The sequence below is a fragment of the Rubidibacter lacunae KORDI 51-2 genome (genome assembly GCF_000473895.1).
In the GTDB taxonomy this organism is placed as follows: Bacteria; Cyanobacteriota; Cyanobacteriia; order Cyanobacteriales; family Rubidibacteraceae; genus Rubidibacter; species Rubidibacter lacunae.
On record NZ_ASSJ01000035.1, the window covers coordinates 161820 to 178476 of the forward strand.

Here is a 16657-nt window from a genome sequence, read left to right on the forward strand (position 1 = left end):
ATCCGGGGGTTATCACCTTCATACTGGTTGCAAATCGCGAGTGTGAAGATTAGTCAAACCTTTGGCGCAGATACCTTCAACGAAAGTGTTGTTTAGCATGGTCTGATTGTCATGCGTCGGGCCAACGACTGAGTCCGGATGGAAGAGGATAATGCGGATATTTTCATCGTCGGTCTGGAAACTGTGAAGAGTGTCGGGTGGGATGATGAAAACGCTGCCCGGTTCGAAGACCAACCGCTCCTCTACGGTCCCGCAACCACCGTTACCGCTCACGATCATGCCGACGCGAATGGTTGGGTGGGTGTGCGGGGTCTGATAAGTACCGGCGGGCAGGTTCAAGAAGTTGAGGCATGGTTCTCCAAGCACCGGCGGAGCGAGCAAAAGCGAATTTGTGCACCCATCGACATAGCGAAGACGCCCGTGCTCTTCCAGTGGTCCACCGAAGAGCGGAATGCTGATGTAATTCAAACTTGAAACGATGAGAGCAGAGCCATTTCCTGACACCCTAAGCGCGCCAGGTAATACCCCGTACCAAGTTTTTGTGAGATGAATCTCCTTCCCTTCATAAGCTACAAACAAATCCCCGCTCAAAACAATGAAAAAATGACTTGCATTTTCATCCAGTGAGATTGACTCGCCGTTCCACGTTTGCACAAAAACATCATCGAGAACGTTGCCAGAGGAGATTTGACCACTTCTGAAGCACTTCTGGAAGGCTTCGCGGACTGGAATTACCGTCACATTTCCCGAAGTCGTCATTTTTGTTCTCCTGAATTGTTGTGAATTGTCGAGCAAAATTAGGTTTCCCCGATGGTGAAACCCGGTTGACTAAAGCGAACAGCCAAATTATATGCCCATCTACGGGCAATACAGAGTTCATCTTTAGCTTTTCTTCCGGGACATTAAAAAAACAGATCCCAGAAAGAACTTTGTAGTATTGAGCACATTTTCCGCAGAAAAGACCACCCCTCCCTCCATGTCAAGCAATCGACACTTAGGTCTAAACAAAGCTGAGAGGGCAGAGGAACCTACACTGTGTCATCTTATTTAAGACTGATAGTCATTGCCTGCGAGAGCTAGTGCTGTGTCAAGAGGAGTTTTTGGGTAGAGGTTCTTCAGCTTCAGGCGTGAATCGTCCAATTGGAAGTGCCAATCGTCCTCTCGCAGACTCTCATTACTCATTTCGCCCACGCTTGCGTTTCCGCTCTCGACCGCGACGACCCGGGCATTTCAACATTCGTCTAAATCTTAGTGCCGAATGTTTTGCCAACCTCAGTCATGAATGCGGCGATCGCGGGTCGAACGGACTGCTACTAGCAAGCCAGGCGTTTGAAGGCGATCGCTTAGATTCGATCCGAGTGTTTCCTACTGGGAATCCTGTGTATCAGAGCCAACCTCGCGTGCGATCCGATAGAGCACGTGTAGTTGGAGTCCACTAGAGGGCGATACCTTTGGGTGAAGAAATGTACTCGATCGTGTCATGCCCAAGCGCTCCATGACGGCACGCGATCGCCTGTTACCAATGGCAGTAAACGATACGATAGTGCTGAGATTCAGTTCCTCGAAACCTACTCGGAGTGCTGCTCTTGCCGCCTCGGTAGCATAGCCATGTCCCCATGCCGAATAGTTCAGCCGCCAGCCGATCTCGATACAAGGTGCGAAGGAGAGTACGTCGGGTGCATGACTCAGTCCAACAAAGCCGATAAATTCTGCCGTACTTTTCAGCTCGACGGCCCAAAGTCCCCACCCGCAATTTTGAATGCGTTCCCTACAACGTTTGGCGAGTGCATTACTCTCCTCCGTACTCAAGGGTGCGGGAAAGTATTCCATCACCCGTGAGTCCGCGTTCATTGCTGCGAAATGTGGGAGATCGGACTCTTGCCATTGCCGCATGGTTAGACGAGGTGTTTCTGGCTGAAATGCAGTCACCTTCTTCATTTCTAGAAACCTGGTTCAAAAAAATTGATAATCAGCACGATCTCTCATGGAATTTTGAAAACTCGCAAAAAGGTTCTTCTCTAGAAGAGAGCGGAATATTTCACCTCGATTAGCTCCATAACTCAGTCTGCGGTGCTCCTGTATTCCGAGAGGAGATCCTCAAGAAAATTTGTAAACCCCATGCCAGAGCCAGAGCTTGAGCTTACTCTGGTATGGAATTCCCGACACTCCCGCCTCTAGGTTCTGACCGTCTTCCCGACCGCTACATGTCTTTTAAGCTTTCCTATACAGACACCTTGCATATCACCATCCAAAACTAAAACATCTCAAACAGCAATCCTTCTATACCAACCCCTGGGGAAAAGGAAAATGCAATTCCTAATGATGTTTTACGACCGTCTAGAAAGTTTTTCTCATTTACCTCGTTGCTACCGTCTGAATTGGCTTCCGTGCTGCCTATTCTCGATAGCATTCTGTCTATTACGAATAGACTTGCACAGCTTAGCGTGTTGCCGTACTGAGCGAGGATCTCCCAGGAATGGGCGACCTGCCGATCGCTAAGTCCGAGAGAAACTTGGGCATTTTCGACGATCTTAGTCCCACCCGGGTGGACAACCCACAAATCAATATTTGCTTTTGTGAGATTACGGCTTTCCAGATAATTGTTGATGATGCTTCCCACGTTGTCTTGAATATAATTTGGCAACTCGCGAGAGAGTAAGCAAGTAACACCGTTATCCCTAACCCCTAGAATAATTCCATCCTCTGTATTCTTAGATAGATAGCTAAAGTTGTCTCGAATAACGAATCGATTTTGTCTTTTGCTTAATTCTTCTCCCTCACATGCTCCAATGACTACGGCAGCGCAACCATCCCCAAAGATACTATGAATTATCACATCATTCATCTGGTCTTCAAAAACAGCGTTGATAGAGCTTAACTCGAGGCAAATAACTAATGCTTTACGGCTCGGATTTGCTCGAACGTAGTTACAGCCTGCCCTAATTCCATTCATTGCCGCAGCACAGCCCATAAAATTAATGGGTATCCTAGCAATATCGCGTCTTAGTCCTAAAATTTTGACGAGTTTGGCATCTATGCCAGGTGCGGAGAAGCCCGTACTGGTAACAAAAACAATCAAACCAACACTTTCTTTAAGGTCATCCAAAGTGAGAAAGCGAGTGCATTTTAAAGTTCTTAAAAAGGCTTTACTTGCTACTTCGGTAGCCAACGGCACCCCGAATTTTTCAAACAAGTGCATCCTCTCTTCAATAGTATTTCGTTTTCGACTGAAGGCTAATGTTTCATTAGTCAACAAGTTGATTGCCAAATGTCTAGCTTGAATTCGTGTATTTTTATATATCTTTTTTATGCGGTGTTCATGCTGTTTTAGTTCGGGGATATTTGCCACAAATTCTGCAGCATCATCCTGAAAAACAACATGGGCTGGTACACCGGTGGCAATACCTTCAATCGAGGGTTCGAGTTTTCGGGAAAAGTCAATTACCATGTTAGTTAGAAGTGAAATTCTTCGGTAGTTAAATTCACATTATCATACAGCAAATCGCCAAGAAAGTGGTTTAAATACCTAGTCGCTGGTCTGCTACCGAGTGAATAAGCCAAAAGCCTGCTCGGGAAGGTATTTCCATCAACGAAACCGGTCTAGAGCTGAAGCCAATCGCCTTGGTAGGAGTGATGCTCCTCTCCAAGCAGGGATCGGCTTCACTCATCTAAGAATCAACCTTCACGACGTCAACGCTTGGATAAGCCCTTTCACATCCTTGGCGGAGAGGTTCTGCTGGGGTCGACAATTAAAGCAATGCTATTTTGTGAGCTTCGTTGTGGTTGGCATGGGCATCGAAGTTTGGGGAAATCGTCGTGAAGGGGTGAACGGGTTTGCTGGGTTGGACCCATTGCCGGCTAGAGGAACACTTTTTTCTTGGGGGGTGTGGCAGACACTCCAACCCTTGCTCGCTCAGTAGACCCTAGTGAAGCTTGAGTCGCCACAGCCCCTCCTTAGAACTCGGAAAATTGCCTGGGACACCAAGCGCATATCGTGCAAGGTCGAGTTGCTCTTGCCTGGATTATTCACGAAGATTTTGAAGTAGCCTCATACCCTTGCTCTGACTAGGCTCCAATCTACGTGTATAGAAACGCACTGTCATTGAGCAAAAGAGTCTGCAAGCCATGAACGGCAATAGGTTTAGGGTCTCCGCATAAAAGTTCATGAATAATCCAGGCTAGGGAACGTAGTTCAGTGAATTGCGCACCAGGTGAAGGATGCATAGCTGGACTAGGCTCTGAGAAAAAACGGTCTCGATGTCTTCGGGGAAACCCGTCAGTCCGTCGACGCAGGCGACGAATAGCTGCTATTCATCTTGGTTTTTGAGGTTGGTCGGGACAGAAAGCCAGAACTTCAAGCCCTTCTCTACGGCAGACCACATCCACAGCAACTCAATGCGATCGTATATGAGTGCAAGTTCGCTGCATTTAAATAGATCGGCCAAATAGATCGGCTCAAGCAGCGCTGCCAAGCATTTGCAATTTGTACAAGCTGGCATAGAGACCGTCCCGGGAGAGAAGATCTTCATGGGTGCCGGTTTCAACAATTTCGCCGCGCTTGAGGGCAAAGATACGATCGACGTCGCGGATCGTGGAGAGGCGGTGGGCGATGACGATCGCCGTCCGGTCCACCAGCAGGCGATCGAGGGCGGCTTGGATTTGCGCTTCGGTGCCGACGTCAAGGCTGGCCGTCGCTTCGTCGAGGACGAGGACGCGAGGGTCGCGGATGGCCACGCGCGCAAAGGCAAGCAACTGCCGCTGGCCGCCCGAGAGATTGGTGCCGCGAGATCGCAACTCGGTGTCGTAGTCTTGGGGCAGCTGTTCCACGAAGCGATCGATGTCGGTCAGCCGAGCAGCCCGGCGCACTTCATCAAGGGTGTATGGTTCACCTAGGGTGATATTGTCGCGAACGCTGCCGGCAAAGAGGAAGCTTTCTTGCAGAATCACGCCGATGTGGCGGCGCAGTTCTTGTTGGGGTAGGTCGCGGATGTCGATGCCATCAACGAGAATACTCCCGTGCGTGGGTTCGTACAGGCGGCACAACAGTCGGATTATCGAGCTTTTGCCTGCTCCGGTCGGTCCGACGAAAGCAATCTTCTCGCCCGGATGGATTTTGAAGTTGAGGTTCTTGAGGATGTATTCGTTGTTTTTGTAGGCGAACCAAACGTTCTCGAACTGAATCTCGCCGCTGCGCGCGTCCGTCGGCGAACTGGCGAGTTGTTGGCGGCGCTCGCTATCCGGATCGCGGATCGAGATCGGTTCGCTCAGGAGCTCGGTGATACGTTCGATGCCGGTAAATCCCGATTGCAGCAAGGTGAATTTGTCGGCAAACTGTCGCAGCGGGTCGAATAGTTTCTGCGCAAACAAAATGAAGCTAGCCAGGGCGCCCAACTCCATTGCGTCCCCGAGCACTAGCGACCCGCCCAGCCACAAAACACCCGCGATCGCCACCAGCGCGATCCACTCCAGCGTTGCCGATACGGCTGAGTCGTGGAAAATCGTGCGATTGACCTGCTTGAGGAAACGTTTATTCGTCTGACGGAAGCGATCGCTGTTGTACTGTTCGCGTCGGAACAGCTGCACGATGTTAATGCCTGCAACATTTTCTTGAAGCATCGTGTTGAGCTTCGATAGTTCTTCGCGCGATTTGTAATTCGCCTCGCGGTATTGTTGCTGAAAATACACGATCGCTCCCGCCACAGGCAGCAGGAGGCCGATCAACATGACGGCAAGCTTCCACTGCAGCGAAAACATCGTCACGAGGAGGACACCGATGTTGGCTACGTCGCTGACGATGCCAACAGCTCCGGTCGAAAACACATCACCGAGCGCTTCTACGTCGCTCGTCAACCGCGTTACGAGTTTGCCCACTGGGGTCCGGTCGAAGAAGCTTGCCGAGAGTGAGGTGACGTGTCGGTATAGATCTTCGCGAATGCTGGCGGTGATTTCCTGACCGACGCGCTGCACGAGATAGCCTTGCGCGGCGGCGAATACCAACCGGACTGCGATCGTCCCCAGCAGCAACATTCCCAAGAGGCGGATCGCTACCATCACGCCTGCATCGCGCAAAAAAACCCACGTTGCTTCCCCGTTGAGCAACGAAATAGCCTGGCCGATCAGCAGCGGCTGTATGGCACCCGCTACAGCTAGTGGCACCAGCAGAACCAGCGAAACTGCTAGTGGACCCCGGCAGCGGCGTGCGTAGGGGATGAGTTTTAGCAGCAAACGCCAGTCGCTCTCGGAGCTGGCTTCAGGGAGGTCAATGCGTTCTACAGCGGTCATTGCAACACTCGCGTGTATTAAGAAACTTTACACACAACCGCCCCAACCCTAACATTTATACTCCAGCGGCCATACAGGCACTTAGAGCGGTTTTGTCGCTCGATAGCTACACGCTCGGAAAATGCCAGCGCAACTTGTGCGAGCGGTCTGTTGGAGTGCCGGGAACCAAGCGAACTGGCTATTTCGACGCGTCAGGTGGGACGATCGCGACGCGAACCGATCGATTCGAGGGACAAAGCGATCGCCCGCCCCAATCGACGGTTGAACCCAACTAGTAATGAGGACAAAAGTAATGCCTCAGCCGATGCCGAGGTCGCAGACATCTATAAGACCTTCAAACACCGCTCGGCGCTCGCCTCTTGGGGCAAATGCCGAGCGCAGCGTTCTGCCCGGTAAGAAAACAGTCTCGACATCGAGGGACTGGTTGCCCGTGGTGGCTGGCTCAGACTGGGGTTGAGCGGTCCGGTGTTGAAATGCTTTGCGGTTGAAAAAACCTTTCGCCCGCATTTTCTGGAGTTCGATGGGGTAGGCGTACGCGACCGGTGCTGGTTAGCCGATGACACGATCGGTCTTGCCGGCTTGACCGTGGACCTCGATGGACCGTATTGACCCTACCGACTGCGCGACGAAACGAGCGATACGGACACAACAGATTTTCCTAGCGCCAGCCCTGTCCGTGGAGTTTTTTACTCGTGCTCCCGTCTGGATGGGATGCCGATCGTGCCGAAGGTCTCACGCGCCTCGACCGCAATCAATAAGACTGTTTGCCGATCGGGTTCGATGAGCCGGCTTACTGACGGCCGCGCAACCCCGACCGGATTCTCGCCAATGCAATCGCGCTCGACTGCTGGCTGAAAATAACCTGATGTAGCGAGATCGCTCTGCAATAACGCCCCGGGGGTCGATCTACGCTATTCCAGCTCGACTAGGATATCGTGCGCAACACGCCAATGCCAAAATCTCTGTCCGACAGGGCTTTGGCTTCGAACACCGCCATCATTTCGCGCAGACCCGGCTGACCGCGAGCCGCTCCGGTCAAACCACTCGCAACGATTAATGCACAGAAGCCTTTAACCTTACGCGATCGCCGCTCCCAATGGAGGCGTGCTTGCCGGTGAGTTGGGTCGTCGCTATCGAATTCGCCGAAAAGAAATAAGTTGCCGTCGCCCGTTCGCAAAATACCTAAGTCGAATACCATCTCGCTAGACGGAACTTCTCCGGGGTTGAACCCGATGCCGTCGAGACCGCCCGCAGCTTGCAAGCGCTCGATCAATACTTTGGCTTTGGGCCGCGAGGTTTGAATCAGTACGACGGGCATGCCTTCCCCGGCTGCACCGACGTCCCGCGACTGGTAGTACCGGCCGCGGGACGCGCGCATCATTTCAATAAGTTCCCATGCCACCATACCGATACTCAGATACGAATCTTCCGGTATCAAGTCATCGTGCAGGGGAAAATAAGTGCACTCAGAAGCCTCATTCTCGCCGTCGTCCAATAGATCAGAGCTACCGCAATCCAACCACTCGGCGAACTCGGCCGCAAGGTCGGGCAGAGTCTGCACGGTCACTAACAATCGCTGCTCGCTACCGTCGGGTTGGGGGACGGGAATCTGGTGGCGGCGGGCGATCGCGGGAATTGGGTCTTCCACCAGTTGCTGGCGCGATTGTACGACAAAACGCTGAAGGGCTTTCAGCGCTAGAAACACAGGCAGTGCTTCTTCTTCGCTGAGGAACGGTCGCATACCTTCGTAAGGATGGACGCTACCGAAGCAAGGTTCCATATGGTCTGGAAGCTCGTCGAGCGTGAAGTGACCGGATGCGTCCTCCTCGTCTTCAGGGGGCTCGAAATTCAAGAACCAACAGTCTTGATGCAGGAAGGCGCGCTCGAGGTGCTCGATCGAACCCTGTTCGGCAACAGCCATCCGGAACTGACGCAACGAGTTCAGCGAGCGGTAGAGCAAGACGCCGAACTCCTGCCCGAGCATGCCCATCACGCAAGCGTAAAGGGTTTCAATGCCCGGCTGTTTGACGTCGATTGCCAGGATGTCGCTGTCAGTCAGGAAATGCCAGGGAGGCGTTTGCCATAATTCGCGGGCAGCCTGGGGCAGCAGTTCGGCGAAGCGGGTCGGTAGGTGCGGCGGACGGGCGAAACTGTTTTCCTGGAAACCGCGAAACAGGTCGTCAATCAACGGGAGATGGGGAGCGTAGTCGACGATAATTCCAAGACTTTGCAGGGCTCCGCGCAGGAAAAATTGCACTTCGCGATCGCGTACGACGATCTTCCGCGGGCGCGCCGGGCGAGCGTTGCTGTGAGGATTTTCAATTGCGCGCAACAGCGTTCGCACGACGGCTTCGTGGCCGGAGTCGGGCTCGATCGCATCGATCGCCCGAACCATCCCTTCAGAACCGTCCACCCAAATCACGCATTCACCATCGCGGTCTTCGTCGGCATCAATAGCACTTCCGAGGTCTCCAATCGGCCGGCGGTCGCCTTCCCAAACGCTGTGGATTTGAGGGATTCTTTGCAGGCGACTTACGGTTGTGGAATGGAGGCTGGTCATGGGCAGTTCTCAGCGGACGGCGATCGAAAAGCAACCGAAGCAAAGGCGACTCTTACAGAACCCAGCGTAGCAACCTTTCCGATGCTTTGCCCGAGCAAGTAGCGAGATGCTAAATGCACTCTGACAGGGCTTTGCGACCGAGACGATTAGTGACCTGTCGAACATTCTATTGGCTGTATCACCCGCAGATCGTTAATGGGATCCTCAATTGGGATCCATTATCGCTCTCCCCTCCAAGGGGGGGTGGGCTGAGTGACTGAGGCAAGTGCTTCTAACCACACAAGCTAGTGGGCAGATTTCAGGGGTTTCAGGAGATGTGTCAGTAAGCCGGGGTGGTAGGTGTTTCTTCGGCTAGAGAGTTTTTACGTCACAGTACTAAGTGCCATAGTAACTCGACAGCAATGACAGAGTATTGACTGCCAATCGGCGCGAATTCAGCACTCACAATCGACTGACTCAAATCACCGAACGGGCGAGCGCTACCGGCTCGAATTCTTGCCAAGAGTCCGGTCGCAATTATCTCGGCTCCAAGGTCGACTTTACACGGTTGCGTGCTTTGGGTGGAATGCTCCCCGAGCAGTCTATATTTGAGAAATTGCTATCTCGAACTCTTTTCCAGAGCATCCAATTCAAAAAATTCAAATATCGAGATGGCAAGTTGAGAAACTATCACAAAAGACAAGTTAATTGGGAGCAATCACATCACAGACTCTGAGGAATTTAATAATTTTTTTGCCGCTTCTTCACAAAGATATCTACCTGTCTTGCATCAGCGCATAGCCACCAGAGCACCGTCTGCTGAATTCGGATTCCAAGCCTAGACCGAAACTTTTGGATCTGAGTCCAATCAGGTTTCGTATTGGACAACACCAAAAAATACATTTCTAAATTATACCAAAACCTTTCCTAAAGAAAGGCTTGCAAAACAAATATCAATAGATTTCACTTGGAGCGAGCCAATAGCTTCACCTGAAGATTTATTGCAGTGGATGCAGAGACAAAAGGAATTCAGTCTAACCTGGACTTAGGGCTGGATCTATCCCCGGAGCTTATGCACGGAGCTCAAGATCCAGCGGAAAGAAGATATTAGTTCAAGTGCTAGTCATGTCCAAAGAAAATGTACTGCATTTCTTGTCCGAGGCAGCTAAGGACGAGCGGATAAAGTCCCAGTTAAAATTTGCCTCAAGCCATGAAGAGCTGGCTGGAGTAGGTAGTCAAGCAGGGTATGAATTCTCACCAGAGCATGTGGAAGAGGCTCTCACGGAACTAAAGCAAAAGCCAGGTTTCTTTAGCGCTCTTGCTGAAGCAGTCCTCCTCCTCTTTAGCCCTCCCCACGATGACTATCCTGCTACGGGAGTTCAACCGTTTAGCGGTGACGTGCCTTCCAAGCATTAAGCGAGATTGACAACTGAACCGTGTTGCCTGGTGTCTTGGGTCGTGTGACCCTTGCCCGATGAGCGAGATCTCCTGCCAACGTCACTGCCTCCCGGCAGGCATCATCTCCTCGCGTGTTTGGCTCTATGATTCCTTCCGCTCAGCTTCGGCGACATCCAGATCTTTATGTTTTACCGCGGCATCCAGTTCACTTACAAGTTAATTTGTCAGTGGTGCCGGCAGTTCGCCCAAGCTGACGCAAATCAGACTCGTCGCCATCGCCCCAGGCTCGCCGATAAGTTGCATTTTGATGATGTTGATGTCAACATCATCAAGCCGTGCTACCACTAACCAGCTGTGGACCTGTCAGGTCATCTCCGTCCCGATCGAAGCCGCAGAGATCAGGGAGCCCCTCGATCGGTTCTTTCGCACGCTCCACAAGCCCCAGGAGCGTTTTCCGCGCATGATTCACGGGCCGACTCAAGAGCTACTGTGCGGCGAAATTGAAGCTGTTCAAAGGGGTAGGGCGCAGACAGCACCGAGGCTAGAACAACTGAGTGGAAAACTCGCGCCGACCAAAGCAAGTCAGGTCAAGGCAGATGGTTTGGTTCCAATCTTCAGGTCAAGCCCGGGGCTTCCGCTCGACTTTCGAGCCGATAACAGGACATGCCCACTCTCATCAACGCAAACTGTGGGTAGGAGAAGATCTGGAGGCCATGCGCCAACAGCTTGAAAGTTCGCGGTCTTTTGAAGGAATGGAAGCGTCTGCCAAGAAAACAGTCCGAGGCATCTATCGGAGAAATTGTGTCGATTTTCTGAAGCCCGCCGGTGTCGCTGCTCCCGAATAATGGGTTGTCCTACTGGTTGCCGAACAGTAACTGTCCACTTTGCTCGGCATTGCCGTAATCCAGCCGCCAGCTTAATTGGTATTCGCGCAGCTCCGTCGAATCGGCTATTTTACGGAGGATGAGGGTCGCTGCAGGCAGAAGATCGCGGCAGGTCGTTGCATCAGGCCGATCGGCGCGAAGCCAGAGGGGAAATTGGAGTAAACAACGGTCGTGCGAACACGGCGCCACGTCTGGAGCTCCTCGAGAACGCGATGCTGCTATACCAGACGCCATAACGTCTGGAACTCAATCCCCCCCGAGCGGGTATGGCAGCACCTGAAGCGAGACCTGCACTGGGAGGGGTTTGAGGACTTGGAGCAACTGGAGTTCGAGCTCGTGCAGCTACTCGAAGAACTCACGCCAGAAGTGGCGCCGGCGCTCGTGGGCTATGACGTCATTCTCGCGGCTCGATCGGTCGCGAACATTTTTTGTTTTGATATCAGCACCCTACCAGCTTCTACCCTAGACTCAACTGGAAGCGATCGCGATCTGACGCTCTGCGTTCGGCGATCGCACTGTAATGCGATCGCTTGTTGAGGGTGCGAGCGATCGGATCTTGCGCCCCTTGTTACCCGTGAAGCAAACCGGACTGCCTGCGATCGCACGAGCGTCTGGACATCATTGCTGGCAAGGGTTTGGTTTTGCACCTCCTTGTGCAAAAGATCCGTTCGCCTTCTACATTTATCCCAACTGCAAGGCTAACTGTGCCGAATCAGTCGGGCGATCGCTAGCTGCCATATGTCACTTAATCTCAAGATCGCGATCGGGCTAAAAACAAGACACGAAATACATCCGATGTGAGCAGAAATCAATTCAATTTGCGACCGAGATCCTCGTCAGACTCCTGTAAGTTTGCGACACTAATGATGTCAGTTGAATCCCTGCTCTTGCATAGTCGGACTGCCACCTACTTAGTTAATAGCAGGGTAGTAAAACAGCCCTTCCCATTATGACTCTTTCAGGAGGTAACCATGCGTCATTCCGTTGTAATCAAAGCTTCCCTGTGTCTTGCTTCTGCAGTAGCTGTCACCAGCCTTAACGCATTACCAGGGCTGGCTCAGTCCGTGCTCCTCGCGCAAAGAACCGAGCGACATGAGGTTATCCAGGTTGCGCCCTCAGGTCAGCAGGTTCAACCAACTCGAAGGGCTCCTGAAAGCCCGACTGGATTCCCGATTGGGGGACCGAACCTGAACAATCACAATTGCCCTGAAGGCACAGTGCTAATCATGTGGGATAAGCCCATTTATGACGAAGAAGGTCTATTTGTCGTCGGATATGAGCCAACCCCCATCTGTGTTGATGAGGATCTAGAGCCTGCGGGCTAACGGGCTAGAGAACAAGGATTTCCCTCAAATGGGCGCATAAATTCTGACATCCTCACCTATGTAAGAACAGGTGCATCTTCGCTAACTTTTGACGTTTAGAAAAAGGATTCAAGTTGTGAAAGTACTTCTTCCGATTCAAGTCGCTACCTTTGGTCTGTCGCTTCTGTCATCAACAGTTGTGATGATGGATCCGGCCCCAGTATTGGCTCAGGTGAGACAACCGTTGAGGACTCAAAATCACCAATTAGTCAATCCTACGCCACCGCCGGAACCCGAAATCGGAGACTTTGTCAATCTACCAGATGATGGCTCTACCGAAGACTTTTACTGCGGAGGACAGAACCGTGTCCCCTGCGACAAAATCTTCAAAGCCTATTGCGCTAAGGTTGCCAACGGTCATTACAAAGACCTCCCCAGCGGTCACGGTGCCTGCATTACTCCTGGAGGGTGGAATCCCTAAACTTAATTTTGAGCGGGCTTCTCCTCAAAATTTCTTTCACGTTGCCTAACCGTTTCGATTCGTTCTGAGTTAAACGTCAGGGTGCATCCCCACCCTGATTGCCCGACCATCTCCAAAGTAGGTTGGGTGCAGCGAAGCAGAACCTAACAGTCGCCGAAGATTTCGGGCTTGTTGGGTTCTGCTATCGCGCTGCCCAGTCTACGAAAAAACGATACCTTTCGGCGTTGTGTCAGTCAGCCAGGCTTATGCTTCCTGCAAGTCACTGTGGACCTGAATCGTCGCTAGAACCGCAGTTCCTCACCGAATCTGCAAACGTCGGTTTGCGATCGCGGCTCACTTCAAGGACGTTAACTTTTCAATAGGGAAGGAGCTCACCATGCCGACACTTGTAATGTTTTGGGATGAATACAACCCTTTTCGCGATCGTATAGCCGGAATGCGGATTGAGAACAATTTCGATTCCAAACGCCATAATGTCCGGAACTCAATCCCCCGGAACGGGTATGGCAGCACCTGAAGCGAGACCACTACTGGGAGGGGTTGAGGACTTGGAGGAACTGGAGATCGAGCTCGTGCAGCTACTCGAAGAACTCACGCCAGAGGTGGCGGCTGCGCTCGTGGGCGATGACCTCATTCTCGCGGCTCTAGGTGTCGCGAACATTTTTTTGTTTTGATATCAGCACTCACCAGCTCCTGCCATAGACTCAACTCGAAGCGATCGCGATCGGACGCTCTGCGGTCTGCGATCGCATGGTAATACGATCGCTTGTTGAGGGTGCGAGCGATCGGATCTCGCAGCACTTGTAACCCCTGAAGCAAAAGGGACTGTCCGCGATCGGGCGAGCGTCTGGACCTCAGTTCTGTCAGGGGTTCAAGTTTTCACGTCACTGCGCGATAGATCCGTTAGCCTTCCTAAAGTCATCCCAACTGCAACGGGACTGGTGCCGGTTGATTCGGGCGATCGCAAGTTGGCTTGTGTCACTAGATTGCAAGAGCGCGATCGCGCCAAAAACAAAACGCAAATTACTCCCGACATGAGAAGAAATCAATTCATTTTGCGACCGCGATCCTCGTCAAAATCTTAAGAGCTTGCGACACTAATGATGTGAGTTGAATCCCAGGGAAACCGAAAAAAGTTGAAAGATGCGATGAGCCTAAATTGACTCCAGCTTCTGACTCTATGCCATTAGTCGTTTGCAGTCTTCGCTCGTTCAGCCCCATTCACCCAGGAGTAAAACTATGATTTACTACCAACTGGAGAAAAACCACCAACTTGAGAGCTCCTTTAAAGACGACATTATAAAAATACCCGTTGGGTATTTCCTGGAAGGTGGGGACGGCGACGACCGCCTGGACGGTCGGGACGGCGACGACACGCTCTACGGTCATGGCGGCAATGACTTAATGTACGGCTGGAACGGCAACGACTTTCTGGACGGTGGCAACGGCAACGACAACCTCTTGGGCGGGGATGGCAACGACGACCTCAACGGCGGCAACGGCAACGACTTCCTGGACGGCAGCATCGGCAGAGATCGCCTCGACGGTGGGAACGGCAACGACCGTCTTTACGGCGGGAACGGTAACGACTTCCTCTACGGGGGCGACGGCGACGACATCCTCTACGGCGGCAGCGGCGATGACACCCTTTTCGGTGGGTATGGCAAGGACTTCCTCGACGGGGGAGCAGGCATCGATTTGGTCAGTTACCGGCACTGGAACTTTGGCGGTACCTACAACCTGGCGACCGAAGTTGCCAGCTTCCCGGGCTACTACAACGAGGTCATTGCCAATTTCGAGCAAATCTTCACGGGCGACGGCAACGATACCGTCATCGGAAATGCTGCTGATAACTTAATTCTTAGCGGTGCTGGCAACGACGACCTTTTCGGCGGAAGCGGTGACGACACCCTCTACGGCGGCAGCGGTGACGACGAGCTGGACGGCGGTCGCGGCTTCGACCGCCTGTACGGTGAGAACGGAAACGACTACCTTGAAGGTGGGCTCGGCAACGACACCCTCGACGGCGGGAGCGGCAACGACACCCTCTACGGTGGTAGCGGTAACGACACCCTCTACGGCGGGACCGGCAAAGATACCCTCGACGGTGGAGCCGGCAACGATACTGTCATTTACTCGAACGTTTTTATCGGCAACTACAACCTAACAACCGAGCTTGCTACCTTACATTCCGAACAATACAACGAGGTTATTGCCAACTTCGAGAACATCTTCACGGGTGACGGCAGCGATCGCATCATCGGAAATGCTGTTGGTAACTTTATTCGTAGCGGGGCTGGCACCGACCGAATCTATGGCGAGGACGGCAACGACAGCCTCCACGGTGAAGACGGCAATGACAGACTTTACGGCGGAAACGGCGATGACTATCTTACTGGCGGAAACGGCGACGACTATCTCACTGGTGGGAACGGCGACGACACTCTCGACGGTGGGCACGGCATCGATACGGTCAGTTTCAGTCACTGGAACGGTGGCGGCACCTACAACCTGACGACCGAAGTTGCCAGCTTGGCGGGCGAGGGCGACGAGGTCATTGCCAACTTCGAGAACATCGATACGGGCGACGGTAACGATACCGTCATCGGAACTGCTGCTGATAACTTAATTCGTAGCAGTGCTGGCAACGATCTCCTTTACGGTAATGATGGCAAGGACGACCTATTCGGGGAGAACGGCGACGACCGCCTGCACGGTCAGGACGGCAACGACTTCCTGTATGGTGAGAACGGCAACGACTTCCTGTATGGTGAGAACGGCAACGACTTCCTGTATGGCGGGAACGGCGACGACCGTCTGTCCGGTGGGAACGGCGACGACCGCCTCGAGGGCGGCAACGACAACGACTTCCTGTATGGCGAGACCGGCATCGACCGACTCTACGGCGAGGATGGCGACGACCGCCTCGAAGGCGGGGACGGCAACGACTTTCTGTCTGGCGGGGATGGCGACGACCGCCTCTATGGTGAGGACGGTAACGACTCCCTTTACAGCGAGAACGGCAACGACTCCCTGTTCGGCGGGAACGGCGACGACCGCCTCTACGGTGGGGAAGGCAACGACTCCCTTTCCGGATGGCACGGCAACGACTACCTGTCCGGCGCGAACGGCGACGACTATCTGTACGGCGAGAGCGGCAACGACCGCCTCTACGGTGGACAGCACACCGATTTGCTGAGTGGCGGTGCTGGGGACGATACGCTGGTTGGCTTCGGTGACAGCAGTTACGAGTACGACACGCTCACGGGCGGGGCTGGCAGCGATACGTTCGTTCTGGGCGATCTCGGCGGCGTGTTCTACCTGGGGTCTGGGGACGCCCGCATCACAGACTTCACCAGTAATTCCTTGGGCATCGAAGACACGATCCAAATCCATGGCAATCTCAGCGATTACAGCCTCGACCAAAGCTTCAACTACGGGGGGACTGCAGCTCTTGACACGGCGATTTTCTGGGTCGGTGACTTGATCGGGGTCGTGGAAGATACAACAGCAATTGCCCTAACGGCTGATTACTTTACGACGGTTTAACAGGAGCCGAGATTGCTGCTCATCTGGGCTCTATCTCAGCTTCGCTTAGAGCCGCCGAATTTACGCTCTGATGCTTTTTCACGCGCTCGGGGACTGCAGCCAGCTCAGGCATTGTTAACATAACGGCGTGCTTCAAGAATCGACTCTTTATATGAGTTGGTGTTTACCACGAAGGTGGCGTACAAAAAATTTCCCAACCCAGCGAACTGGACCTGAAGAG

At 52.9% G+C, this 16657-nt stretch carries 13 protein-coding genes and 2 pseudogenes; 7 read left to right on the top strand and 8 right to left on the bottom strand.

From position 1 onward, the window contains the following. Window positions 1–18: 18 nt before the first annotated feature. Both KR51_RS06280 and KR51_RS06285 read right to left on the bottom strand, forming a co-directional pair. On the bottom strand, window positions 19–759 hold the full coding sequence (locus KR51_RS06280) for a cupin domain-containing protein (protein ID WP_022605986.1): 741 nt from the start codon (window positions 757–759) through the stop codon (window positions 19–21). Between the two features lie 606 nt (window positions 760–1365). Next, entirely contained in the window at window positions 1366–1938 is a 573-nt protein-coding gene (locus KR51_RS06285; RefSeq protein WP_022605988.1) for a GNAT family N-acetyltransferase, read from the bottom strand. Between KR51_RS06285 and KR51_RS20125 the strand changes: the two genes are divergently transcribed. Then, window positions 1836–2051, top strand: a complete 216-nt coding sequence (locus KR51_RS20125; protein ID WP_198016712.1) for a hypothetical protein — start codon at window positions 1836–1838, stop codon at window positions 2049–2051. The genes KR51_RS06285 and KR51_RS20125 overlap by 103 nt on opposite strands. 203 nt (window positions 2052–2254) lie before the next feature. Here KR51_RS20125 and KR51_RS06290 read toward each other — a convergent pair whose 3' ends face one another. From KR51_RS06290 to KR51_RS20915, 4 genes and pseudogenes are all read right to left on the bottom strand, one after another. After that, a complete protein-coding gene (locus tag KR51_RS06290) occupies window positions 2255–3448 on the bottom strand; it encodes a type III polyketide synthase (protein WP_022605990.1) in 1194 nt (397 codons plus the stop codon). Between the two features lie 736 nt (window positions 3449–4184). Continuing rightward, window positions 4185–4394: pseudogene (locus KR51_RS20555) on the bottom strand (transposase); the annotation flags it as partial. A gap of 61 nt (window positions 4395–4455) precedes the next feature. Further along, on the bottom strand, window positions 4456–6282 hold the full coding sequence (locus KR51_RS06295; protein WP_022605994.1) for an ABC transporter ATP-binding protein: 1827 nt from the start codon (window positions 6280–6282) through the stop codon (window positions 4456–4458). 191 nt (window positions 6283–6473) lie between these two features. After that, the gene (locus tag KR51_RS20915; protein WP_269634889.1) at window positions 6474–6605 is read right to left on the bottom strand and encodes a hypothetical protein; all 132 of its coding nucleotides are present in this window, start codon (window positions 6603–6605) and stop codon (window positions 6474–6476) included. 85 nt (window positions 6606–6690) lie between these two features. Here KR51_RS20915 and KR51_RS18660 point away from each other — a divergent pair. Then, a pseudogene (locus KR51_RS18660) lies at window positions 6691–6891 on the top strand (DUF3616 domain-containing protein); the annotation flags it as partial. Between the two features lie 316 nt (window positions 6892–7207). Here the strand turns inward: KR51_RS18660 and KR51_RS06315 are convergent. After that, window positions 7208–8842: a DUF6930 domain-containing protein gene (locus tag KR51_RS06315; RefSeq protein ID WP_022605996.1), complete on the bottom strand. Its 1635-nt coding sequence runs from the start codon at window positions 8840–8842 to the stop codon at window positions 7208–7210. Window positions 8843–9946: 1104 nt separating this feature from the next. On the opposite strand from KR51_RS06315, the gene KR51_RS06320 reads away from it, so the two are divergent. Further along, entirely contained in the window at window positions 9947–10237 is a 291-nt protein-coding gene (locus KR51_RS06320) for a Nif11-like leader peptide family natural product precursor (protein ID WP_022605998.1), read from the top strand. An 836-nt stretch (window positions 10238–11073) separates the two neighbouring features. Here the strand turns inward: KR51_RS06320 and KR51_RS06330 are convergent. After that, on the bottom strand, window positions 11074–11292 hold the full coding sequence (locus KR51_RS06330; protein WP_040655362.1) for a hypothetical protein: 219 nt from the start codon (window positions 11290–11292) through the stop codon (window positions 11074–11076). A 123-nt stretch (window positions 11293–11415) separates the two neighbouring features. Between KR51_RS06330 and KR51_RS06335 the strand changes: the two genes are divergently transcribed. From KR51_RS06335 to KR51_RS06340, 4 genes are all read left to right on the top strand, one after another. Next, window positions 11416–11640, top strand: a complete 225-nt coding sequence (locus KR51_RS06335) for a hypothetical protein (RefSeq protein ID WP_040655364.1) — start codon at window positions 11416–11418, stop codon at window positions 11638–11640. Between the two features lie 903 nt (window positions 11641–12543). Beyond that, a complete protein-coding gene (locus tag KR51_RS19320) occupies window positions 12544–12888 on the top strand; it encodes a hypothetical protein (protein WP_022606002.1) in 345 nt (114 codons plus the stop codon). Between the two features lie 473 nt (window positions 12889–13361). After that, window positions 13362–13562 carry a hypothetical protein gene (locus tag KR51_RS19325; RefSeq protein WP_156914991.1) on the top strand — a complete coding sequence of 67 codons (201 nt, stop codon included), beginning with the start codon at window positions 13362–13364 and terminating at the stop codon, window positions 13560–13562. A gap of 565 nt (window positions 13563–14127) precedes the next feature. After that, entirely contained in the window at window positions 14128–16437 is a 2310-nt protein-coding gene (locus tag KR51_RS06340) for a calcium-binding protein (RefSeq protein WP_022606007.1), read from the top strand. Window positions 16438–16657: the final 220 nt, after the last annotated feature.